Below are 19,102 nucleotides of genomic sequence, written 5' to 3'. Positions count from 1 at the left end.
CGGGGTGCGGGCCGTGGGGCACGCGCGGGGTCATTCGCAGCGGGCGGCGGTAATGATGTTGTCCTTGTCCACGTACACGCGCAGGCGGTCGGGGCGGATGTCCTTGGTGGTGATCGTGTTCGGCCCGATCGGGTTGACCAGGCCGGCGCCGCTCTCGCGTGACAGGCGGCGCATGTTGGCTTCGTCGGCCGGCTGCCCGACGGCCCAGCCCAGTGCGCTGGCGTTGCATTGGCCGCTGCCGCTTACCTGCGGGCCGGGCGTGCTGACACAGGCCGACAGCAGCAGGGCCGAGGCGGGCAGCAGCAGGGACAGGCGGATGGCGGTCATGCGGGCGCTCCTGCGCAGGGGATTGGCTGCACCATAGCACCGCCGCCGTGCGGCCGGGAGCGATGCGATCATTGCCGCTGGCGGCGCCACGCTGCATAGTGGCCGGTGTATCGACAGGCGTGTGATCGCAGATGAAGGCAGGCAGGTTCCACCCGGCGCAGATCCTGGCAGGCGTGCTGTGCCTGTGCACGGCAGTGCTCGCCCACGCGCAGGTCGACCCGGCCCCGGCGGCCGATGGCACCCCATTCGGTGCCTGGCGCAATCTGCAGACCGAAACCGGCTACGAGCCGGCGCAGCGCAACCTCGCCTTTGCCATGCTGCCGCAGGCGGCCACCCGCGGCGACCGGTTCGCGATCCTGGACCGCGAGGGCCGGCGCACGGTGTGCTGCCTGCAGGTGGCCAGTCCATCGCTGGGGGTCAATGCACTGCGCGAGCAGTACCACCTGCCTGCCGTATGGGTGGCCGATCTGAGCAATCTGCACAGCGCCGCGCGACCGTATGTGCCGCATGTGTATGCCATGCAGCGGGTGGACGAGCTGATCGACTACCGCTTCGCCGATGTGCCTGGCGCGTACAGCGATCTGGGCGGCCTGCTGCTGCCCGAAGGTGCCGCGGTGGATGCTGCGGGCACGACCGTGCGCTGGGGCCAGGCGCAGTACCAACTGAAGTTCCAGCGTCTGCCGCAGGCCGATGAGGAAGGCGCGCTGGACCGTTACACGCTGCAGTTGCTGCCTGCCGGTACGCCGCTGCAGGTCGAAGTGCCGTTCGGCACCTACTGAGGCGTTGCCGGCAGCCGGTAGAATGGCGGCCCGCCTGTACGGAACCCGCCGTGTTCACCCGTTCGTTGCTGCTGTTGTACCTTGCCTGCGTGGCTGGCTGTGCCAGCACGCCGCCGCCGCCCGCCCACTCAGATGCGCTGTGGCGGGTCATCCAGCGTGACTGCCTGAGCGAGCGGGGCCCGCAGGGAAGCTGCCTGCAGGTGGAAACCGCCGCCGACCGGCGCGACGTGCTGGTGAAGGATACCCACGGCGATTACCAGTACCTGCTGATGCCGCTGGACAAGGTGAGCGGCATTGAAAGCCCGGTGCTGTACCGGCGCGGTGTGCCCAACTATTTCGCTGCGGCCTGGCGGGCCCGCGTACACAGCGAACGGGCACTGGGCCAGGCCCTGCCGCGTGAAGTGGCCAGCCTGGCGCTGAATTCGCCGCACGGACGTTCGCAGCACCAGCTGCATATCCATGTGGACTGCCTGCGCGCCGATGTACTGCAGGCGCTGGACGCGCATGCCGCTGCGCTGGAAACCCGCTGGGCGTCGCTGCCTGTGCCCTTGCGCGGCCACCAGTACCAGGCGCGCCTGCTGCCCGGTGCCGAACTGACCGCCAATCCGCTGAACCTGCTGGCCCATGAGCTGAGCGGCGTGGGCGATGTCGGCCAGTGGAGCCTGCTGGTGGCGGGCCGGCAGAACGTGCAGGGTACGCCCGGTTTCGTGCTGCTGGCGACCCGACTGGATCCGGCCAGCGGCAACGACGCCAGCGCCGAGGAACTGCAGGACCATGCGTGTTCGGTACTGACCGGCGCCGGCCAGGCGCTGGAGCGGGTGCGCTAGCCCAACTCGCCCTGGCGGCGGCGCCATTCCGGCGCGGTCAGCGCGTGCAGGTGGCGATCCTGCCACTGCTGGCCGTCGTAGTGCTGGCCGCGCAGCACGCCCTCGTGGGCGAAGCCCGCTTCGGTCCATGCCGATGCGATGGCCGTTGGGGTCCGTGCCGGCAGCAGGACGTACAGGCGGTGCAGGCCCACCTGTTCGAACAGGAACGGGCACAGCGCGTGCAGCGTGTCGCTCAGGCGTTCGGCACCACGCCACGGGCCCTGGCAGAACGGGTGCAGTTCGGCGCTGCGCGCCTGGGTGGACTGCAGGCGTACGCCCAGTTGATCCACCAGGCGACGGCTGCTGGCGTCGAACACGCCCAGCAGCAGTTGATCGTTGTCGAACTGCAGGCGTGAGCGCTGCACGCCGATCAGCAGTTGTACGTCGGCGTCCGGGCGGCAGCTGAAGCCGTGCTGCGCGCGGCGTGTCACGCACAGACCCAGCCACTCGTTCAGGTCATTGCGGTGCAGCGGGCGCACGATCACGCCGCCGTGGGCCAGGTGCAGCAGGTGCCGGCGCAGGACCGGGTGCAGTGCGGGAATGGGAGAGGGAAGGGGTTCGGTACACATGCATTCGACGGTGACCTGCCGGCCCGGCAGAAACCATCGAATACGTTGCAAAACGCCTGCAGGCGTCCAGTACGCTAGGGCAACGCAGCGACGCCGTAGGATTCGATCACATAGCTGAAAGGCTGCTGCTCGCGGTCGCGCAGGAGTGCACGTACTTCCAGGATCACGCCCTGATTGCCTTCGCCACGTGGCGGCCAGAACGTCTGGTCGGCCAGGGTCTGGCGCTGGAACCCGAGCGGCCCGACCACGCGGCCGAAGGGCTCGTCGGTGCTGTCCAGCACCTGGTTCATCGCCGCGCTCAGGCGGGCAGGCAGGTACCAGTTGTCGGCCTCGGACAGCACACGGCTGCCGCAGACGAGCTGCACGCGACGGTAGTGCACGGCGCTGCCATCGGTTGCACCCAGCGCGAGCAGCACATCGGCCGGGGCAGCCTTGTCCTGGCCACGCACGCGTACCGCACGCACCCGCGCCTGCTCGGCCAAGCCGTGCTCGGCACACCAGCTTTCCAAGGTGGCGGTGGCGCTCTGGCCACTGAGCACCCGCTGGTGCAGGCGTTCCACCAGCACGGCGGCGGCGATGCGCTGCTGGCCGGGGGGCGCGGGCGGCGGGGTGGTGGCCGCGGCATCGCTGGCGGACAGGCTGGCGATCGGAGCGGCGGCCAACAGGGACGCGGCCTGCCAGCGGCGAAGACGATCGTGGCGGTCGGACGGGCCCATGCGGCATCTACAGCGGGAACAGAGCGCTATGTTACCTGTTCAGGGGTGTGTGCAGCGTGGCGACGAGACGGACGCATCGCTTTGGTGAATGTGTGGCATTGCCATATTTCGTTTGCCGATGGCAGCGAGTGGGCGCACGATGGGCCCCTTGTCTGGCCTGTGGAGTAACCCATGACCCTTCAGTTCGTTCATGGTGGCGTCGACCGCCACGGGGCGCCGCTGCACTTCCACATCCGTGACGGCCAGCTGCAGGCGATCAACGCAGCGGGCGGCGCGGCAGAGGGGGCGGAAAGCGTCAATCTGGCCGGTTTCACCCTTTTGCCGGGGCTGGTCGATGGCCATATTCATCTGGACAAGAGCTTCGTCGGTGACCGCTGGCACCCGCACCAGCCGGTAGCCAGCCTGCGCGAGCGCCTGGCCGTGGAAAAGGCCGCCGTCGCCGCGGCCGCGCCCATGGTCGAGCGTGCCGAGGCGCTGATCCGCCAATGCAGTGCCTTCGGCACCGTGGCCATGCGCTGCCATGTGGACATTGATGGCAGTACCGGCCTGCAGCATCTGCAGGCGGTACGCGAAGCGGCCGAGCGCTGCGCGGACATCATGCAGATCCAGCTGGTGGCGTTCCCGCAGGCCGGGGTGATGTCCTGCCCGGGCACCGCCGAGGTGCTGCGGCAGGCCCTGGACGCTGGCGTGCAGGTGTTGGGCGGCATCGATCCGACCACGCTGGACGGTGATGCGGAAGCACAGCTTGCCCTGTTGTTCGGCTTGGCCGAGCGCCACGCCGTGCGCCTGGACATCCATCTGCATGAGCCGGGCGAAACTGGACTGGCGCAGTTGCTGCGGATTGCCGCGCGCACCCAGGCCGCTGGCCTGCAGGGCCGGGTGGCGGTCAGCCATGCCTATGCGCTGGGCGAAGTGCCGCTGGCGCGTGCGCTGCAGGTGGGCGAGGCGCTGGCCCGCGCGGGCGTGGCGATCATGAGCAATGCACCGGGCGACCACCCGTTCCCGCCGTTGCGTGCGCTGCATGATGCCGGGGTACGGGTGTTTGCCGGCAACGACAACATCCGCGATTGCTGGTGGCCCTACGGCAATGGTGATCTGCTGCAGCGGGCGATGCTGCTGGGTTACCGCTCGGGGTTCTACACCGATGCGGATCTGGATCTGGCGCTGGACATGGTGACCACCCATGCCGCACAGGTGATCGGATTGCCGCAGTACGGCATTGGCGAAGGGCTGCCGGCGACGTTCGTGGCAGTGCGCGCGGACCACGGCCCGGCGGCGGTGGCGGGCGTACCGGTCGAACGGCGCGTGGTCGTGCAGGGGCGGTGGTTGTAGTTGGCAGAGCTGCGCCCTGCACCCGCTCGATGCAACGGCAACGGCCAGAGCAACAGCAACAGCTGCATTGCATGGGGTGGCGGGGCGGTGTCGGAGTGCGGGGACGCCGCAAGTACGTCCCTGTAGGCTTGGCAGCCGCATCCATGCGGCTGACACCCCGCACTCCGACACCGCCCCACCTCCGACAGATTCCCGCGCGATCCACGCCGTGCGTGGATGCATTTCGAATTCGATTCGAAATTTTCCATTTCGGTTGAGATTCATCCACGCATGGCGTGGATCTACTGTCGGTTATCGAAACAATTGTTGGTAGATCCACGCCATGCGTGGATGCATGTGTTGGATATCAATTTCAATCGGGGGTCAGAGCCCGTTGCGCAGCAACGGGATCCGACCCCGTGCCGTTCCGTCAGATCGCAGGAAACTGTCGAAGGCGGGGTGGTGTGGGTGGGCAGGACCGCAGGCGCCATGGATGGCGCCTACGAGCCTACACGGACGTACTTGCGGCGTGTCCTGCCCACCCACACCGCCCCGCCATCCCCCAGGAACCCAGCTTTTGACGTTGACGTTGACGTTGAATGGGCAGGTGCAGGGCGCAGCCCTGCAAACAAAGAACTACTCCGCTTCGCGCTGCACCTGGCGCCAGAGTTCGGCGGCCAGTGCGCGTACGGCTTCGTCTGCGTCGGGGCGGTGCAGCAACCCCAGCTCGTAGTTGTCGATCACCGGCAGGCTTCGTTCGCCATCGATGATGCGATGCTCGCGGCCCACCGCGCGGCGCGGCAGCAGGCTGATGCCGATGCCATCGGCCACCGCGCCCTGGATGCCGCTGAGCGAGGAACTGGTGAACGCAATGCGCCAGCGCAGCCCCAGTGCCTCCACCGCCTGGATCATCTCGTCGCGGTACAGCCCGCGCGGCGGGAAGGTGACCAGCGGCAGCGGATCGTGCTGCAGGCTGCTGCTGCGCACACTGTCGATCCAGTGCATCGGCTCGCGCCGGCAGTGCACCGCCTGGCGGGTGTTGCGGCGCTGCTTCACCAGCACCAGATCCAGCTCGCCATGGTCGAAACCATGGGCCAAGTCGCGGCTCAGGCCGCTGCTGATTTCCAGCTTCACCTGCGGGTGGCGACGGCTGAAGGCGGCCAGCATGCGGGTGGTCTGCGGGTTGACGAAATCTTCGGGCACGCCGATGCGTACCGCAGTTTCCACCGTGGCACCGGCCAGTGCCTGGGCCAGCTCCTCGTTCAGATCAAGCATACGCCGTGCGTAACCCAGCAGGGTGTGGCCGGCGTCGGTGGGGTGCACATCGCGGTGGCCGCGTTCCAGCAGGCGGTGTCCAGCCAGCTCCTCCAGCCGCCGTACCTTCTGGCTGACGGTGGACTGGGTGGAGTGCAGACGGGTGGCAGCGGTGGTGAAACTGCCGCAGTCCGCCACCATCACCAGGGCCCGCAGCAAGTCCAGTTCGAACAAGGTTCTAATCGATTTGGCACTGTCAGCCATTTGAACATTTCACTTCTGGATGATTGCTGCGACTTCTACCATGCAGGAAAGGGTGCGGCAAGCGGGCCGCAGCGCCGCACCGGCCCCGCCGCAGAGGAGAAACGCAGATGCGCATCCATCGTTGCCGCCGCTGTCCCACGCTGGGGCGCCTGTTGCTGCTGTGCCTGCTGGCGGTGCTGCCGACTGCCTGCTCGGCCAGCACCGGCGCGGCCGATGTGCGCCTGCGCGAAGCCGCCGCCCGCGGTGACGCCGCGGCCGTACGGGTGGCGCTGGAGGGCGGTGCCCAGCTGGAAGCGCGCGACGCGCAGGGCCGTACGGCCCTGCTGCTGGCCACCCACGGCAACCGGCTGGAGGCAGCACGTGTGCTGATCGACGCCGGTGCCGACGTCAACGCCAAGGATGCGATGCAGGACAGCGCCTACCTGTACGCCGGCGCGCGCGGGCTGGATGAGATCCTCGCGCTGACCCTGGCCCACGGTGCCGATCTGCGCAGTACCAACCGCTATGGCGGCACGGCCCTGATTCCCGCCGCCGAGCGCGGCCACGTGCCCACGGTGCGCATGCTGCTGCGCGCCGGGGTGGCCGTGGACCACGTCAATCGCCTGCACTGGACCGCGCTGCTGGAGGCCATCCTGCTCGGCGATGGCGGCCCACGCCACGTGCAGATCGTGCAGTTGCTGCTGGAGGCCGGCGCCGATCCGCATCTGGCGGACGGCGATGGCGTAACGCCGTTGGCGCATGCCCGCCAGCGCGGCTACACCGCGATCGAAACCCTGCTGCGCCAGCACGGCGCGACCCATTGATACCCCTTCCACCCCGCACGTGCGCGTGCCTGCCAGGATGCCATCCATGCTCCGTTCCCGCCCCTTGTCCCTTGCGATCCTTGTTGCTGTCGCGCCGCTGTCGGCGTCTGCGGCCGAACGTGCTGATTTGCTGATCCGCAATGCCACCGTGGTCGATGTCGAGCACGCGCGCAGCCTGCCCGGGCAGAGCGTGGTGATCCGTGGTGATGACATCGTGGCGGTGGGCCCCGACGCGCAGCTGCGCAGCCAATGGAGCGCCAGCCGCCAGATCGATGCCGCCGGCAAGTACCTCATCCCGGGCCTGTGGGACATGCACGTGCACTTCGGCGGCGGCCCGGCGCTGGTGGAGGAAAACAAGGCGCTGCTGCCGCTGTACATCGCCCACGGCATCACCACCATTCGTGATTGTTCGGGCGATCTGCCGGAACAGGTGCTGCAGTGGCGCGGGCAGATTGCCGACGGCACCCTGTTCGGGCCGCGCCTGCTCAGTTCAGGGGCGAAGATCGAGGGCATCAAGCCGGTGTGGAAGGGCACTATCGAAGTCGGTGACAAGGCGCAGGTCGATCAGGCAATCACGCGGCTGCAGCACGACAAGGTCGATTTCGTGAAGATCACCGACAGCACGCTGAAGCCGGACTTGTTCCTGTACTCGGCCACCGCCGCGCGCAACGCCGGTCTGAAGGCATCCGGCCATATTCCGATGGCGCTGACGGTGGAGCAGGCGGTGGATGCCGGATTGGCGTCCATCGAGCACCTGGATTACGCCTTCAAGGCCGGCAGCAAGGATGAGGCGCAGATCGCTGCCGATTTCGGTGCGGGCCGCATCGATCGCGCCGAGGCCAACCGCCGCCTGGATGCCAGCTTTGACCGCGATACCGCAATGCACGCCTATCGCGACTTTGCCAAGCGCGGTGTATTCGTGACCCCGACCCTCAACGGCGGGCGCATCCTGGACTTCCTGGACCAGGATGACCATGCCAATGATCCCTACCTGGCCTACATCGGCCCCGGTCTGCGCGCGACCTACACCTGGCGCGTGGAGCGTGCGGCCAAGGCCACCCCGGCGCAGATCGAAGCACGCCATGCGCAGTACCAGCAGGTGGCCGCGGTGCTGCCGATGCTGCAGGAAGCGGGGGTGACGATCATTGCCGGCACCGACGCGGGCTTCCTCAATTCGTACAACTTCCCCGGCATCGCCCTGCACCAGGAGCTGCAGTTGTTCGTAAAGGAAGGGCTGAGCGCACCGCAGGCGCTGTCGGCGGCTACCCGTTCCGGCCCGGCGTGGTTCGGGCAGATGGATCGATACGGTGGCGTGGCCGCGGGCAAGGCTGCCGATCTGGTGCTGTTGACCGCCAACCCGCTGCAGGACATCGCGGCAACGCAGAAGATCGACAGCGTGATCCTGCGCGGGGATGTGTATGACCGCGCCGCGCTGGACAAGATGCTGGCCGATACCCGCGCCAAGGTGGCCGCGTGGAATGCGCAGTCGAGCAAGCCCGACTGAGCGGAACGCCATGAACGTAGAGTCGAGCTTGCTCGACTGAGCGCAAAGCCGTCGAGCAAGCTCGACGCTACGGTGAGGCAGAGGCCGTCGAGCAAGCTCGACGTTACGGGTTGCCGTCGTCCAGGCTGATGATGCCGCGGCGCAGGGCCTGGGTGACCGCGTGGGTGCGGTCACCCACCCCCAGCTTGTCCATCAGGCTCTTCATGTGCGCTTTCACGGTCTGCTCGGAGATCTGCATGCGCTCGCCGATGCGCTTGTTGGACAGGCCGCTGGCCACGTGACGCAGTACTTCGGTTTCCCGCGGCGACAGGCGGTCTTCCACCACGTGCGCGGCGATGCTGGCGGCCACTTCGGCCGGAATGGCCGCGCGGCGGCCGTCGGCGACGGTGCGGATGGTATCCACCAGCTCGTGGCGCAGCATGTCTTTCAGCAGATAGGCACTGGCGCCGGCCTGCAGTGCGCGCACCGCACGCACGTCGCCGCGGTAGGTGGTCAGCACGATGATGCGCGCGCGCGGATCGAGCGCGCGGATACGCACGATGGCTTCCACGCCATCCAGGCGTGGCATCTGCAGGTCCATCAGCACCACGTCCGGCTGCAGCTGCTGGTAGCGGGCAACGGCTTCCTCGCCGTCTGCGGCTTCGCCCAGCAGGCGAAGGTCGGCATGCGTGCCCAGCAGGGCGGCCAGGCCATCGCGCAGCAGGGGGTGGTCATCGACCACCAGTACGCCGATGGGGGCAAGGGAATCAGTCATGGGTGGGGCGGCTCCAGGGCCAGCGCCAACGTGGCGCGCGTCGTTGGTACAGGCGGCGGCCGGGCACGGCCAGCGCGACTTCGGTGCCCAGGCCAGGGCGGGTCCACAGCTGCAGTTCGGCGCCCAGCCGCTGTGCACGCTCGCGCATGCCCTGCAGGCCCCAGTGGCCGTGGCTGGCGCCAGGGTCGGCAATGCCGATGCCATCGTCGCGCACGTGCAGCAGGAAGCTGCGTGGGCCGTAGGACAGCTCCACTTCGATGGCGCTGGCCTGGGCATGGCGCAAGGCGTTGCGGATGGCCTCGCGGCCGATCAGGAACACTTCCTCGGCGGCGTCGGTCTGCAGGGGCGGCGGGGTGCCTTCCACGGTCAGGCGCAGCGGATTGGTGCCTTCGCCGGCGTACTCGGCGTGCACATCGGCCAGCGCCGTGGCCAGGTCGCGCCCACTGAACGGGCCATCGCGCAGCGCGTTCACCCGTTCGCGGCCCTCGGCCAGGTTGCGCTCGGCCAGTTGCATGGCCGATTCAAGCTGCGCGCGCACCGGTTCCGGGGTGCGTTCGGATTGGCTGATGGCATGCAGGCGCAGGATCAGCCCCTGGCTGCCCTGCAGCAGGGTGTCGTGCAGGTCGCGGGCAATGCGTTCGCGCTCGCCGTGGCGTTCCTGCAGGCGGGCGCGGAACAGCGCGGCCAGCTGGCCACTGCGCACGCGCACGGCCATGGCCAGCACCAGCAGCACCGCCAGCGCGCACAGCAGCTTGAACCACACCGTCTGCACGAACGTGGGGGCGATGCGGAAGCTGCGGCTGGCCGGCTCCTGGCTCCAGACGCCGTCCTCGTTGGCCGCTTCCACTTCGAAGCGGTAGCTGCCGGCGGCCAGGTTGGTGTAATAGGCACGGGTGCTGCTGCCGGCATCCTGCCAGCTGTCATCCACCCCGGACAGGCGGTAGCGATAGCGGTTGCGTTCGGGCCGTGCCAGTGACAACGCCACGAAGTCGATCTGCAGCTGGGTGGTGCCGGCCGGCAGGTGCAGGCCTTCGGTCAGCGGCTGGTGCGTATCGCCGTACAGCACATCGCCGATACGCACGCCGGGTGCCTGGGTGTCGATATGGTTCTGGGTGGTGTCCAGCCAGGCCAGCCCTTGGTTGGTGGCCAGCCACAGCAGGCCGTCGGCGGCCAGCACCGCGGTGGGAATGGGGCCACTCTGCAGGGCGATGCCCGGCATCCCATCCACCGCATCGAACAGGCGCGGGCTCAGCGGCGTGCCCTGCAGCAGCGCGCTGCGCAGGGTGGTTTCCTGCAGGCGTACCAGGCCGCGGCTGCCGTTCAACCAGACCCGGCCGCGGCCATCGACCACGATGCCGGTGATGCCCTCCAGCACGCCGGCCAGATCGGTGCGCACGCTCATGAACCGGCCGTCGCCGATCCGTACCGACAGGCCCGACTCACCGGCAACCAGCAGCAGGTCACGGTGCTGCAGCAGGGCGGTGATCGGCCCCACGTCCAGCCCCTGCGCGCTGCCGTAGGTGGCTACGCCGTTGCTGTCCAGGCGGCGCACGCGCCCATCGGCATATCCCAGCAGCAGGCTGCCATCGCTGCCCTGGGCCAGGCTGGAGCAGGCACGCTCGGGCAGGCGCGGTTCGCGCAGCCAGTGCCCGGCCTGGTAATGCAGCACGGCCTGTTCGCCGGCACAGACCCATGCATTGTCGTTGTCAGGGAACAGCAGGGCGTGGCTGGGCTGGCCGGTGAACGGCGCCGGCAGCGGAATGCGCGTGGTCTTCCCGGCTTCGGTGCGGGCCAGGTTCACCCAGTCGAACTGCCACATCGGGCGCGCATCCCGGCGCGCGGCCGCCTGCAGCTCTTTTGCGCTGCGGTCCAGCAGCTGCCGGCGCAGATCGTAGGGCTGCAGGTCTTCGCCATAGCCGTACACGCGGCCATCGTCGGCGCGCACCAGCGAGCGGTACGGATCGGTCGGTCCGACGGTCAGGGTCTGCACGCTGCGTGCGCGGAAGCGGTTCAAACCCAGGTTGGTGCCCACCCAGATATTGCCTTCGCGATCGAGCACCACCGGTACCGCCGACGTGGCGGTCAAACCTTCGGCGGTATCGAAGCGCTCGATGCCGGTGGCGGTGTCGCCGTCGAAGCTGACCCGGGCCACGCCACCGTGCGGGCTGAAGGTCGCCCACAGGTCGCCATTGGCGGTGAACTGCATGCGCGATGCGAGCAGGCCGGGCAGGCGTCGCGCCTCGCGCTCGCTGGCCGGCAGCAGACCGTCGCGGTCGGCCAGCGGCAGGGTGCCGCGGTTGCGGTCGGCCAGCCACACTTCGCCACGCGGGCTCTCGGCCAGGGTGGACATCTGGGAGACGGCGATGCCGGTCGAGGTGAAGCGTGAGGCACCGGCCGGGCGCGACCAGACCTGCAGGTCGGCCAAGACCCACAACGTGCCGTGGCTGTCCTGGAACACCCACTGCACGCGGCGGTCGGGCAGGCCGGTGCTGGCATCGGCCTGCCAGCGCTGCCCGTCGAACCAGCGCAGGCCGCCGTTCACTGCGGCCCACAGCCGGCCATTGCGATCGTGCTCGAAGCGCGGCACCACGCCCACGGGAATACCCTGGGCGCGGCCGTAGTTGTCCAGCCGCCCGGGCTGGCTGTGGCTGATGCCCGCCTGGAAATAACCGATCCACAGGCCCTGCTGCGCGTCGCGCGCCAGGGTGACCATGTTGGTCGAGGGGAAGCGCTGGCCCGCCGGTGGCGCCTGGCGCTCGAAACGGCGGCCATCGAAGCGGTAGAGACCCGAGCCGGTGGCCAGCCACAGCAGGCCGTCGCGGTCCTGGGCGATATCCCAGATATCGCCCGGTGCGCCCTGGCCTACGCGCCAGGCCGTGTGCTGGTAGCCGGGCATGCCGGTGCTGACCGGCGGCTGCTGCACGGCCAGCGCCATTGCCGGCAACGCCAGCGACAGGCAGCAGATCAGCCCCTGCAGGCACTGCAGGAAAGAGCGGGGGAGGGCGCGCATGCCGTCATTCTGGCAGGTGCGGGGCAGCCCGGGGTGACCCGAACGGGGCAGGCGCCCAGCGTGTGGGTGCGCTATCACATCCGCATGGAGCAGGGAGGCCACCGATGCAACGCTTGTTTGTGATGTTCCCCGACCGCGCGCCGGGGATCGGCCTGCTGTGGCTGCGCCTCTGCCTGGCGGCGGCGCTGTGGCCACCGCAGGCGCCCGGCAGTGGGGTCTGGCTGGTCTGCGTGGGTACACAGGCGCTGTTGCTGCTGGGTTGGCTGACGCCGCTGGCGGTGCCGATGGCGCTGCTCGGGCTGTGGCTGCAGGCCGCGCCGTGGCCGCTGCTGGTACTGCCGGTGGCGCTGTTCCTGCTGGGCCCCGGAGCCTATTCAGTGGATGCACGGCAGTTCGGACGGCGTGTTCTGGAACGCGGGCCTCCCCCAAAAGGGTGAGTGGCGCGCTGGACCGTCGGGGGTAGGGCGCGGCACGACCGCAGCGCACCATGAAGGCCCCCGTCGCGGTGCATTCGCATGGCCCTGCAAACCCCGCCTGCGTTCGCGGCAGACGCGCTTGCGCCGAACCAGTCGGCCGCCCTGCAGCGCGCCCTGCGCTACATCGATGAACACCTGTCACAGCCGCTGCGGGTGACCGAGCTGGCCGAAGTGGCCTGCGTCAGCCGCTTCCATCTGGTGCGCCTGTTCCGCACCGGTACCGGTGCCAGCCCACTGCGCTATGTGCGCCGCCGGCGTATTGAACGGGCCCGGCAACTGCTGCCCGACAGCACCGGTTCCATGTCCCACCTGGCCCAACACCTGGGCTTCTTCGACCAGAGTCATTTCGTGCGCAGTTTCCGCGCCGAGACCGGCTGCAGCCCGGGCCAGTACCTGGCCGGTGATGCCGCGCTGCGGCTGCCTACCGAGCGCGCCTGCGGCCGCCTGACGCCCCCGCCTTCAACCACCCCTGGAGTCTGACCATGACCACCGCAACCGCCACCCCCGCCAAGGCCCTGCTGTCGCCGACCGACCACGCCCTGGTGCTGATCGACTACCAATCGCAGATGGCCTTCGCCACGCACACCATCGACATCTCGGCCCTGCGCAACAACGTCTCGCTGATCAGCAAGGGCGCCAAGGGCTTCAACGTGCCGGTGGTGCTGACCACGGTGGCCGAGAAGTCGTTCTCCGGCCCGATGTTCCCGGAACTGCCGGAGATCTTCCCCGGCCAGACCGTGTTCGACCGCACTTCGATGAACACCTGGGAAGACCAGCCGGTGATCGATGAGATCAACCGCATCGGCAAGCGCCGCCTGGTGCTGGGTGGCCTGTGGACCAGCGTCTGCATCGTCGGCCCGACCCTGTCGGCGCTGGAGCAGGGCTTCGAGGTCTACGTGATCACCGACGCCTGTGGCGACGTGAGCGACGAAGCGCACGAGCGCGCGATCACCCGCATGGTGCAGGCCGGTGCCGTGCCGATCACCAGCGTGCAGTACCTGCTGGAACTGCAGCGCGACTGGGCGCGCGGTGAAACCTATGGCCTGACCACCGGCATCGCCCGCGACCACGCCGGCGGCTACGGCATCGGCATCCAGTACGCCAAGACCATGTTCGGCGCACAGGAAGGCGGTCACTGAGCATGACCGGCAGTCACGGCCTGGACCTGGCCTTGCTGATGCTGCGCGTGGCGGCAGGTGGATTCCTGCTGCCACACGCACTGGGCAAGCTGCTGGGCTGGTTCGGCGGCCCCGGCCTGGGTGGCTTCGCCGGCGAACTGCGCGGCTTTGGCCTGCCCTCGGCCGCGCCCCTGCCGTTGCTGCTGGCGCTGTTGCAGGTGCTGTCCGGCCTGGCCGTGCTGCTGGGCTGGCAGACCCGCGTGGCCGCCCTGGCGGCGGCCGCGTTCATTGGCTTCACCGCGCTGCTGGCCCTGCCCAAGGGCTGGTTCTGGATGCGCGGTGGCGTCGAATACCCGCTGATGTGGACCTTCGTCCTGCTGGCCATCGCCTGCGCCGGGCCCGGTGCCTGGGCGCTGGATGGCCCGCTGCTGCAGGGAGACCTTGCATGAGTTCCGACCCCCACCATCCCGGCCGCCGCAACGTGCTGCTGGGTGCCGGCGCCGCGCTGGCGCTGGGCCTGGCCGGCACTGCCGCCGGCGCCATCGAATCAACATCCAAGGAGCGCCGCATGAGCACCCTGGTCATCCGCAATGCCCGTATCACCACGCTGGACCCGCAACGCCCGCACGCGCAGGCACTGGCCGTGCAGGAAGGCCGCATCGTCGCCGTAGGCAGCGATGAGGAGATCATGCGCGGCTGGGGCAACGAGGCCACCATCCTGGATGCGCAGGGCCGTCGCCTGGTTCCCGGGTTGAATGACAGCCACACCCACCTGATCCGCGGTGGCCTGAACTACAACCTGGAGCTGCGCTGGGACGGCCTGCGTTCGCTGGCCGACGCCATGGCCATGCTGAAGGCGCAGGTCGACCGCACGCCGGCGCCGCAATGGGTGCGCGTGGTCGGCGGCTTCACCGCCAGCCAGTTCACCGAAAAGCGCCTGCCGACCCTGCAGGAGCTCAATGACATCGCGCCGGATACGCCGGTGTTCCTGCTGCACCTGTACGACCGCGCGCTGTTGAACCGTGCGGCGCTGCGTGCCTGCGGCTACACCAAGGACACCCCGGACCCGCCGGGCGGGCAGATCGTGCGCGATTCGCTGGGCAACCCGACCGGCCTGCTGCTGGCCAAGCCCAACGCGCTCATCCTGTATGCCACGCTGGCCAAGGGCCCGCGCCTGCCGGTTGAATACCAGGCCAACTCCACCCGCCACTTCATGCGCGAGCTGAACCGCCTGGGCATCACCTCGGTGATCGACGCCGGCGGCGGGTTCCAGAACTACCCCGAGGATTACCAGGTCATCGAGCAGCTGCATCGCGATGACCAGCTGACGGTGCGCATCGCCTACAACCTGTTCACCCAGAACAAGGGCAACGAGGTGAACGACTTCCGCGGCTGGAGCGAGATCCTGCAGCCGCGCCAGGGCGATGACCTGCTGCGCCACAACGGTGCCGGCGAGATGCTGGTGTTTTCGGCGGCCGATTTCGAGCTGTTCAACGAGCCGCGCCCGGAACTGCCGCCGGAGCTGGAGCCGGAGCTGCACGACGTGGTCAAGCTGCTGGTGGAAAAGCGTTGGCCGTTCCGCATCCACGCCACCTACGATGAAAGCATCACCCGCATCCTGGACGTGTACGAACAGGTGAACCGCGAGGTGCCGTTCGATGGCCTGCACTGGTTCATCGACCATGCCGAAACCATCACCCCGCGCAACATCGAACGTATCCGTGCGCTGGGCGGCGGCATTGCCGTGCAGCACCGCATGGCCTACCAGGGCGAGGCTTTCGTGCAGCGCTACGGTGTGCAGGCCGCGCGCCACACCCCGCCGGTCAAGCGCATGCTGGCCGAGGGCGTGCCGGTGGGCGCCGGTACCGATGCCACGCGTGTGGCCAGCTACAACCCGTGGGTGGCGCTGTCGTGGCTGGTGACCGGGCGCACCGTGGGCGGACTGGCGCTGTATGGCGACGAGAACCTGCTGGAACGCGAACAGGCGTTGCGCCTGTGGACCCAGGGCAGCGCGTGGTTCTCTGGCGACGAAGCGGTGAAGGGCACGCTGAAGGAAGGCCAGCTGGCCGATTTCATCGTGCTGTCGGCCGACTTCTTCCGCGTGGACGATGGGCAGATCGCCGATATCACCAGCCTGCTGACCGTGGTCGGCGGCCGCATCGTGCATGCCGACGGTGACTACGCCGGGCTGGCCCCGCAGTTGCCGCCGGCCATGCCGGACTGGTCGCCGGTGAGCAAGTTCGGCGGCTACCACGTCGGTGGCGCGGCCACGGGACTGGCCGCGGCCCACCACCATCACCACGGGGCCGCATGTGGCACCCACGGTGCGCACGGCCATGCCGCCCACCACGCCGCACCGACCGATGATCTGACCGCGTTCTGGGGCGCCATGGGGTGCTCGTGCTTCGCGTTCTGACCTTGGCTGCGTTGGCCGCGCCGTCGCTGGCGCTGGCCTGCGACGGCGGTGCCTGCACGGCAGTGGGCGATGGCCAGCTGCAGTGGGATGCCTCGGTGCGCGTGCGTGGGCTGTACTACGACCCCACGCGCTTCGGCGTGGGCGGCGGCGAGGATGGCTACGGCCTGCTGCGCGCGCTGGCCGCGGCCACCTACCGCCGGGATGACTGGGAAGCCAAGCTGCAGTTGGGCGTGCACGCCGAGGACGGCAAGGCCGGCGGCCCCGGCCGCACCGATCGCAGCGCGCTGGATGTACAGCAGGCCTACTGGCGCTGGCAGGGCGAAGGCTGGCACGTGCAGCTGGGCCGGCAGGAAGCCGGCTACGGCAGTTCGCGGCTGCTGTCCGTGCGCGATGGGCCGAACATCCGCCTGGCCTTCGATGGTGCGCGCGTTGGTTGGAACGGGCGCTTGGGACAGCTGGACCTGTTGGCGCTGCGCCCGGTGGAAAACCGCCCCGGTGTATTCGATGACCGCGGCGAACACGGTGCCCACCTGTGGGGCGCCTATGCCACCACCGCGCGTGGGCACGGTGCCGGGCAGTGGGATGTCTACGCGCTGGACTACCGCCGCGACGGCGCGCGCTTCGCCGCTGGCACGGGCGTGGAGCGGCGACAGACCGTGGGCACGCGCTGGTTTGGCCAGGCCGGCGGCCTGGACTGGAACACCGAACTGGTGGCCCAGGGCGGTGAGCTGCGCACGGCCGGCGCCGATCTGGACATCCGTGCGTGGACCATTGCCACCGATACCGGCTGGCGCTGGGCCGCGCTGCCGCTGCAACCGCGGCTGGGCCTGAAGGCCGACCTGGCCAGTGGCGATGGCAACCTGCATGACGGCCGGCTGGGCACGTTCAACGCGCTGTTCCCCAAATCGGCGTACTTCAGCGAGGCCAGCCTGTTGGCGCCGGCCAACCTGATGGACGTGCAGCCGACGCTGGCGCTGCGGCTGGACCCGAAGGTCACCACCGAACTGGGCGTGCAGATGGCCTGGAAGCACCGCCGCGCCGACGCGGTCTACACCACCCCCGCGCCGCTGTCGGCGCTGCCCGGCAGTGCCGGTGGCGCACGCCGCATCGGCACCCAATACAAATCCGAAACCCGCTGGCAAGCCAGCGAACACTGGCAATGGCAGCTGCAGCTGGCCTGGGTCGATGCCGGTCCTGCACTGAAACAGGCCGGCGGCCAGGACACCCTGTTCGCCTCGATCGTTGGAGCATGGCAATGGTGAACGCAACCGCGTCACAACCTTCCCCCCAGGCCGCAGGTGCCTGGTCCCCGCTGAAAGTCAGCATGTTCCGGGCACTGTGGCTGGCGATCCTGGCCAGCAACATCGGCACCTGGGTGAACGACGTCGCCGCGGCCTGGGTCATGGCCGAGCGCACAGGCTCGCCGCTGATGGTGGCCCTGGTGCAGTCGGCCACCACGGTGCCGATCGTGCTGCTGGCGCTGGCCGCCGGTACATTGGCCGACATCGTCGACCGCCGCAGATACCTGTTGTTGACCCAGGGCTGGATGCTGCTGGTGGCCGCGGTGATGGCCACGCTGACCGCGTTCGACCTGCTGACCCCCAACCTTTTGGTGCTGCTGACGTTCTGCATGGGCTGCGGTGCGGCCATGGCCATGCCGGCACAGGCCGCGATCGTCTCTGAACTGGTGCCGCAGCCGATGCTGGCCTCGGCGGTGGCGCTGAATTCGATCGGCATCAACATCGCCCGTTCGATCGGCCCGGCCATCGGCGGCGTGATCGTGGCGCAGCTGGGTGCGGTGTGGGCCTTCGGCTTCAATGCCATCACCTTCGCCGCCATGCTGTTCGTGGTCTGGGGCTGGAAGCGCGACCCGAAGGCATCGAGCCTGCCGCCGGAAGGCTTCGGTGCCGGCCTGAAGGCCGGCCTGCGCTATGCCAGCCGCGCCGGTCGCCTGCAGGCGGTGCTGATCAAATCGGTGGGCTTCTTCTTCTTCGCCGCCGCGATGAACGCGATGCTGCCGGTGGTGGTGCGTGGGCAGATGCATGGCGGGGCCGGGCAGTACGGCATCCTGCTGGGCTGCATCGGGATCGGCGCGGTGGGCGGTGCGCTGCTGCTGCCAAAACTTCGCGCCAAACTCGATCGCGACCTGCTGGTGCTGCTGGCGACGCTGGCGCTGGCGTGCAGCCTGGTCGGCCTGGCCCTGACCCGCAGCTGGTACGTGCTGCCGGTGGTGATGCTGGTCAATGGCTTCGCCTGGATCACCGTGCTGTCTTCGCTGCAGATCGCGGCGCAGACGGCGGTGCCGGCGTGGGTGCGTGCACGTGCGCTGGCGCTGTACATCATGGTGTTCTCGGCGGGCATGGCCGCCGGTGGCTTGAGCTGGGGCGCGCTGGCCCAGCGCACTTCGCCGGAACTGGCCCTGCTGGTGGCGGCCGTGGGCGCGGTGGTGGGCGGCCTGCTGGTCTGGCGCGTGCGCATTGCCGGCACCGAGGAACTGAACCTGCGCCCGGCCGGGCATTGGCCGGCGCCGGAGCTGGCAGTGCCGGTGTCGCATGATCGCGGCCCGGTGCTGGTGACGGTGGAATACCGCATCGAAGCCGGCGACCGCGCACTGTTCCAGGCGCAGATACGCGCGCTGGGCACGATCCGCCGCCGCGACGGTGCCGTGGTGTGGGGCGTGGTGGAAGACGTGGCGACGCCTGGCGTGCACCTGGAGTATTTCGTGACCCCGTCGTGGCTGGAACACCTGCGCCAGCATGAGCGCATCACCGCCGACGACAAGGCGATCCAGGAAACGCTGCGCGGCCTGCACCGTGGCGAGCGTGCGCCGATCGTGCGGCACTTCGTGGGTGGGCAGGACCCGTTGCCGGCCAACGTGCCGCACCATCACAGCGACATCTGAGAGCGGTCGCCGGGCATGGCCCGGCGCTACCGT

Annotated in this window: 18 protein-coding genes; 12 read left to right on the top strand and 6 right to left on the bottom strand. The window is 69.1% G+C overall.

Going from position 1 to position 19,102, the window contains the following annotated elements; translation table 11 throughout:
- Nucleotides 1-30: 30 nt before the first annotated feature.
- On the bottom strand, nucleotides 31-327 hold the full coding sequence (locus C1931_RS11340; RefSeq protein ID WP_108753333.1) for an I78 family peptidase inhibitor: 297 nt from the start codon (nucleotides 325-327) through the stop codon (nucleotides 31-33).
- Nucleotides 328-458: 131 nt separating this feature from the next.
- On the opposite strand from C1931_RS11340, the gene C1931_RS11335 reads away from it, so the two are divergent.
- Together C1931_RS11335 and C1931_RS11330 are read left to right on the top strand one after the other, a co-directional pair.
- A complete protein-coding gene (locus C1931_RS11335; RefSeq protein ID WP_234412653.1) occupies nucleotides 459-1,106 on the top strand; it encodes a decarboxylase in 648 nt (215 codons plus the stop codon).
- A gap of 50 nt (nucleotides 1,107-1,156) precedes the next feature.
- Entirely contained in the window at nucleotides 1,157-1,933 is a 777-nt protein-coding gene (locus tag C1931_RS11330; RefSeq protein ID WP_108756418.1) for a CDP-diacylglycerol diphosphatase, read from the top strand.
- Here the strand turns inward: C1931_RS11330 and C1931_RS11325 are convergent.
- Both C1931_RS11325 and C1931_RS11320 read right to left on the bottom strand, forming a co-directional pair.
- Complete coding sequence (locus C1931_RS11325; protein WP_108756417.1) at nucleotides 1,930-2,541, bottom strand: GNAT family protein; 612 nt, start codon at nucleotides 2,539-2,541, stop codon at nucleotides 1,930-1,932. The genes C1931_RS11330 and C1931_RS11325 overlap by 4 nt on opposite strands.
- A gap of 74 nt (nucleotides 2,542-2,615) precedes the next feature.
- On the bottom strand, nucleotides 2,616-3,257 hold the full coding sequence (locus tag C1931_RS11320; protein WP_108756416.1) for a hypothetical protein: 642 nt from the start codon (nucleotides 3,255-3,257) through the stop codon (nucleotides 2,616-2,618).
- 171 nt (nucleotides 3,258-3,428) lie between these two features.
- On the opposite strand from C1931_RS11320, the gene C1931_RS11315 reads away from it, so the two are divergent.
- Nucleotides 3,429-4,589, top strand: coding sequence for an amidohydrolase family protein (locus C1931_RS11315; RefSeq protein WP_108756415.1), 1,161 nt, complete (start codon nucleotides 3,429-3,431; stop codon nucleotides 4,587-4,589).
- 615 nt (nucleotides 4,590-5,204) lie between these two features.
- Here the strand turns inward: C1931_RS11315 and C1931_RS11310 are convergent.
- A complete protein-coding gene (locus C1931_RS11310) occupies nucleotides 5,205-6,086 on the bottom strand; it encodes a LysR substrate-binding domain-containing protein (protein ID WP_108756414.1) in 882 nt (293 codons plus the stop codon).
- 107 nt (nucleotides 6,087-6,193) lie between these two features.
- Between C1931_RS11310 and C1931_RS11305 the strand changes: the two genes are divergently transcribed.
- On the top strand, nucleotides 6,194-6,889 hold the full coding sequence (locus C1931_RS11305) for an ankyrin repeat domain-containing protein (RefSeq protein ID WP_108756413.1): 696 nt from the start codon (nucleotides 6,194-6,196) through the stop codon (nucleotides 6,887-6,889).
- 46 nt (nucleotides 6,890-6,935) lie between these two features.
- Nucleotides 6,936-8,393, top strand: coding sequence for an amidohydrolase family protein (locus C1931_RS11300; protein ID WP_108756412.1), 1,458 nt, complete (start codon nucleotides 6,936-6,938; stop codon nucleotides 8,391-8,393).
- Nucleotides 8,394-8,496: 103 nt separating this feature from the next.
- Here C1931_RS11300 and C1931_RS11295 read toward each other — a convergent pair whose 3' ends face one another.
- Both C1931_RS11295 and C1931_RS11290 read right to left on the bottom strand, forming a co-directional pair.
- Entirely contained in the window at nucleotides 8,497-9,147 is a 651-nt protein-coding gene (locus tag C1931_RS11295; RefSeq protein WP_108756411.1) for a response regulator transcription factor, read from the bottom strand.
- Nucleotides 9,140-12,157 (bottom strand): sensor histidine kinase, encoded by a 3,018-nt coding sequence (locus tag C1931_RS11290; RefSeq protein WP_108756410.1) that lies wholly within the window; start codon nucleotides 12,155-12,157, stop codon nucleotides 9,140-9,142. Before C1931_RS11290 ends, C1931_RS11295 begins: the two co-directional genes overlap by 8 nt.
- Before the next feature lie 104 nt (nucleotides 12,158-12,261).
- Between C1931_RS11290 and C1931_RS11285 the strand changes: the two genes are divergently transcribed.
- The 7 genes from C1931_RS11285 (at nucleotide 12,262) to C1931_RS11255 (ending at nucleotide 19,069) form a co-directional block, all read left to right on the top strand.
- Entirely contained in the window at nucleotides 12,262-12,594 is a 333-nt protein-coding gene (locus C1931_RS11285) for a hypothetical protein (RefSeq protein ID WP_108756409.1), read from the top strand.
- Between the two features lie 78 nt (nucleotides 12,595-12,672).
- Nucleotides 12,673-13,113: an AraC family transcriptional regulator gene (locus C1931_RS11280; protein ID WP_108756408.1), complete on the top strand. Its 441-nt coding sequence runs from the start codon at nucleotides 12,673-12,675 to the stop codon at nucleotides 13,111-13,113.
- A 2-nt stretch (nucleotides 13,114-13,115) separates the two neighbouring features.
- On the top strand, nucleotides 13,116-13,772 hold the full coding sequence (locus tag C1931_RS11275; RefSeq protein WP_108749849.1) for a hydrolase: 657 nt from the start codon (nucleotides 13,116-13,118) through the stop codon (nucleotides 13,770-13,772).
- A gap of 2 nt (nucleotides 13,773-13,774) precedes the next feature.
- Nucleotides 13,775-14,200: a DoxX family membrane protein gene (locus tag C1931_RS11270; RefSeq protein WP_108749848.1), complete on the top strand. Its 426-nt coding sequence runs from the start codon at nucleotides 13,775-13,777 to the stop codon at nucleotides 14,198-14,200.
- A gap of 119 nt (nucleotides 14,201-14,319) precedes the next feature.
- Nucleotides 14,320-16,167 carry an amidohydrolase gene (locus C1931_RS11265; protein ID WP_199913931.1) on the top strand — a complete coding sequence of 616 codons (1,848 nt, stop codon included), beginning with the start codon at nucleotides 14,320-14,322 and terminating at the stop codon, nucleotides 16,165-16,167.
- Nucleotides 16,146-17,429, top strand: a complete 1,284-nt coding sequence (locus C1931_RS11260) for an alginate export family protein (protein WP_108756406.1) — start codon at nucleotides 16,146-16,148, stop codon at nucleotides 17,427-17,429. Before C1931_RS11265 ends, C1931_RS11260 begins: the two co-directional genes overlap by 22 nt.
- Nucleotides 17,423-19,069: an MFS transporter gene (locus tag C1931_RS11255; RefSeq protein ID WP_108756405.1), complete on the top strand. Its 1,647-nt coding sequence runs from the start codon at nucleotides 17,423-17,425 to the stop codon at nucleotides 19,067-19,069. Before C1931_RS11260 ends, C1931_RS11255 begins: the two co-directional genes overlap by 7 nt.
- The last annotated feature ends 33 nt before the right edge of the window (nucleotides 19,070-19,102 follow it).

It is taken from the genome of Stenotrophomonas sp. YAU14A_MKIMI4_1 (genome assembly GCF_003086855.1).
GTDB lineage: Bacteria > Pseudomonadota > Gammaproteobacteria > Xanthomonadales > Xanthomonadaceae > Stenotrophomonas.
Note: the sequence above shows the minus strand (reverse complement) of the source record. Positions and strands in the feature narration are given on the sequence as shown.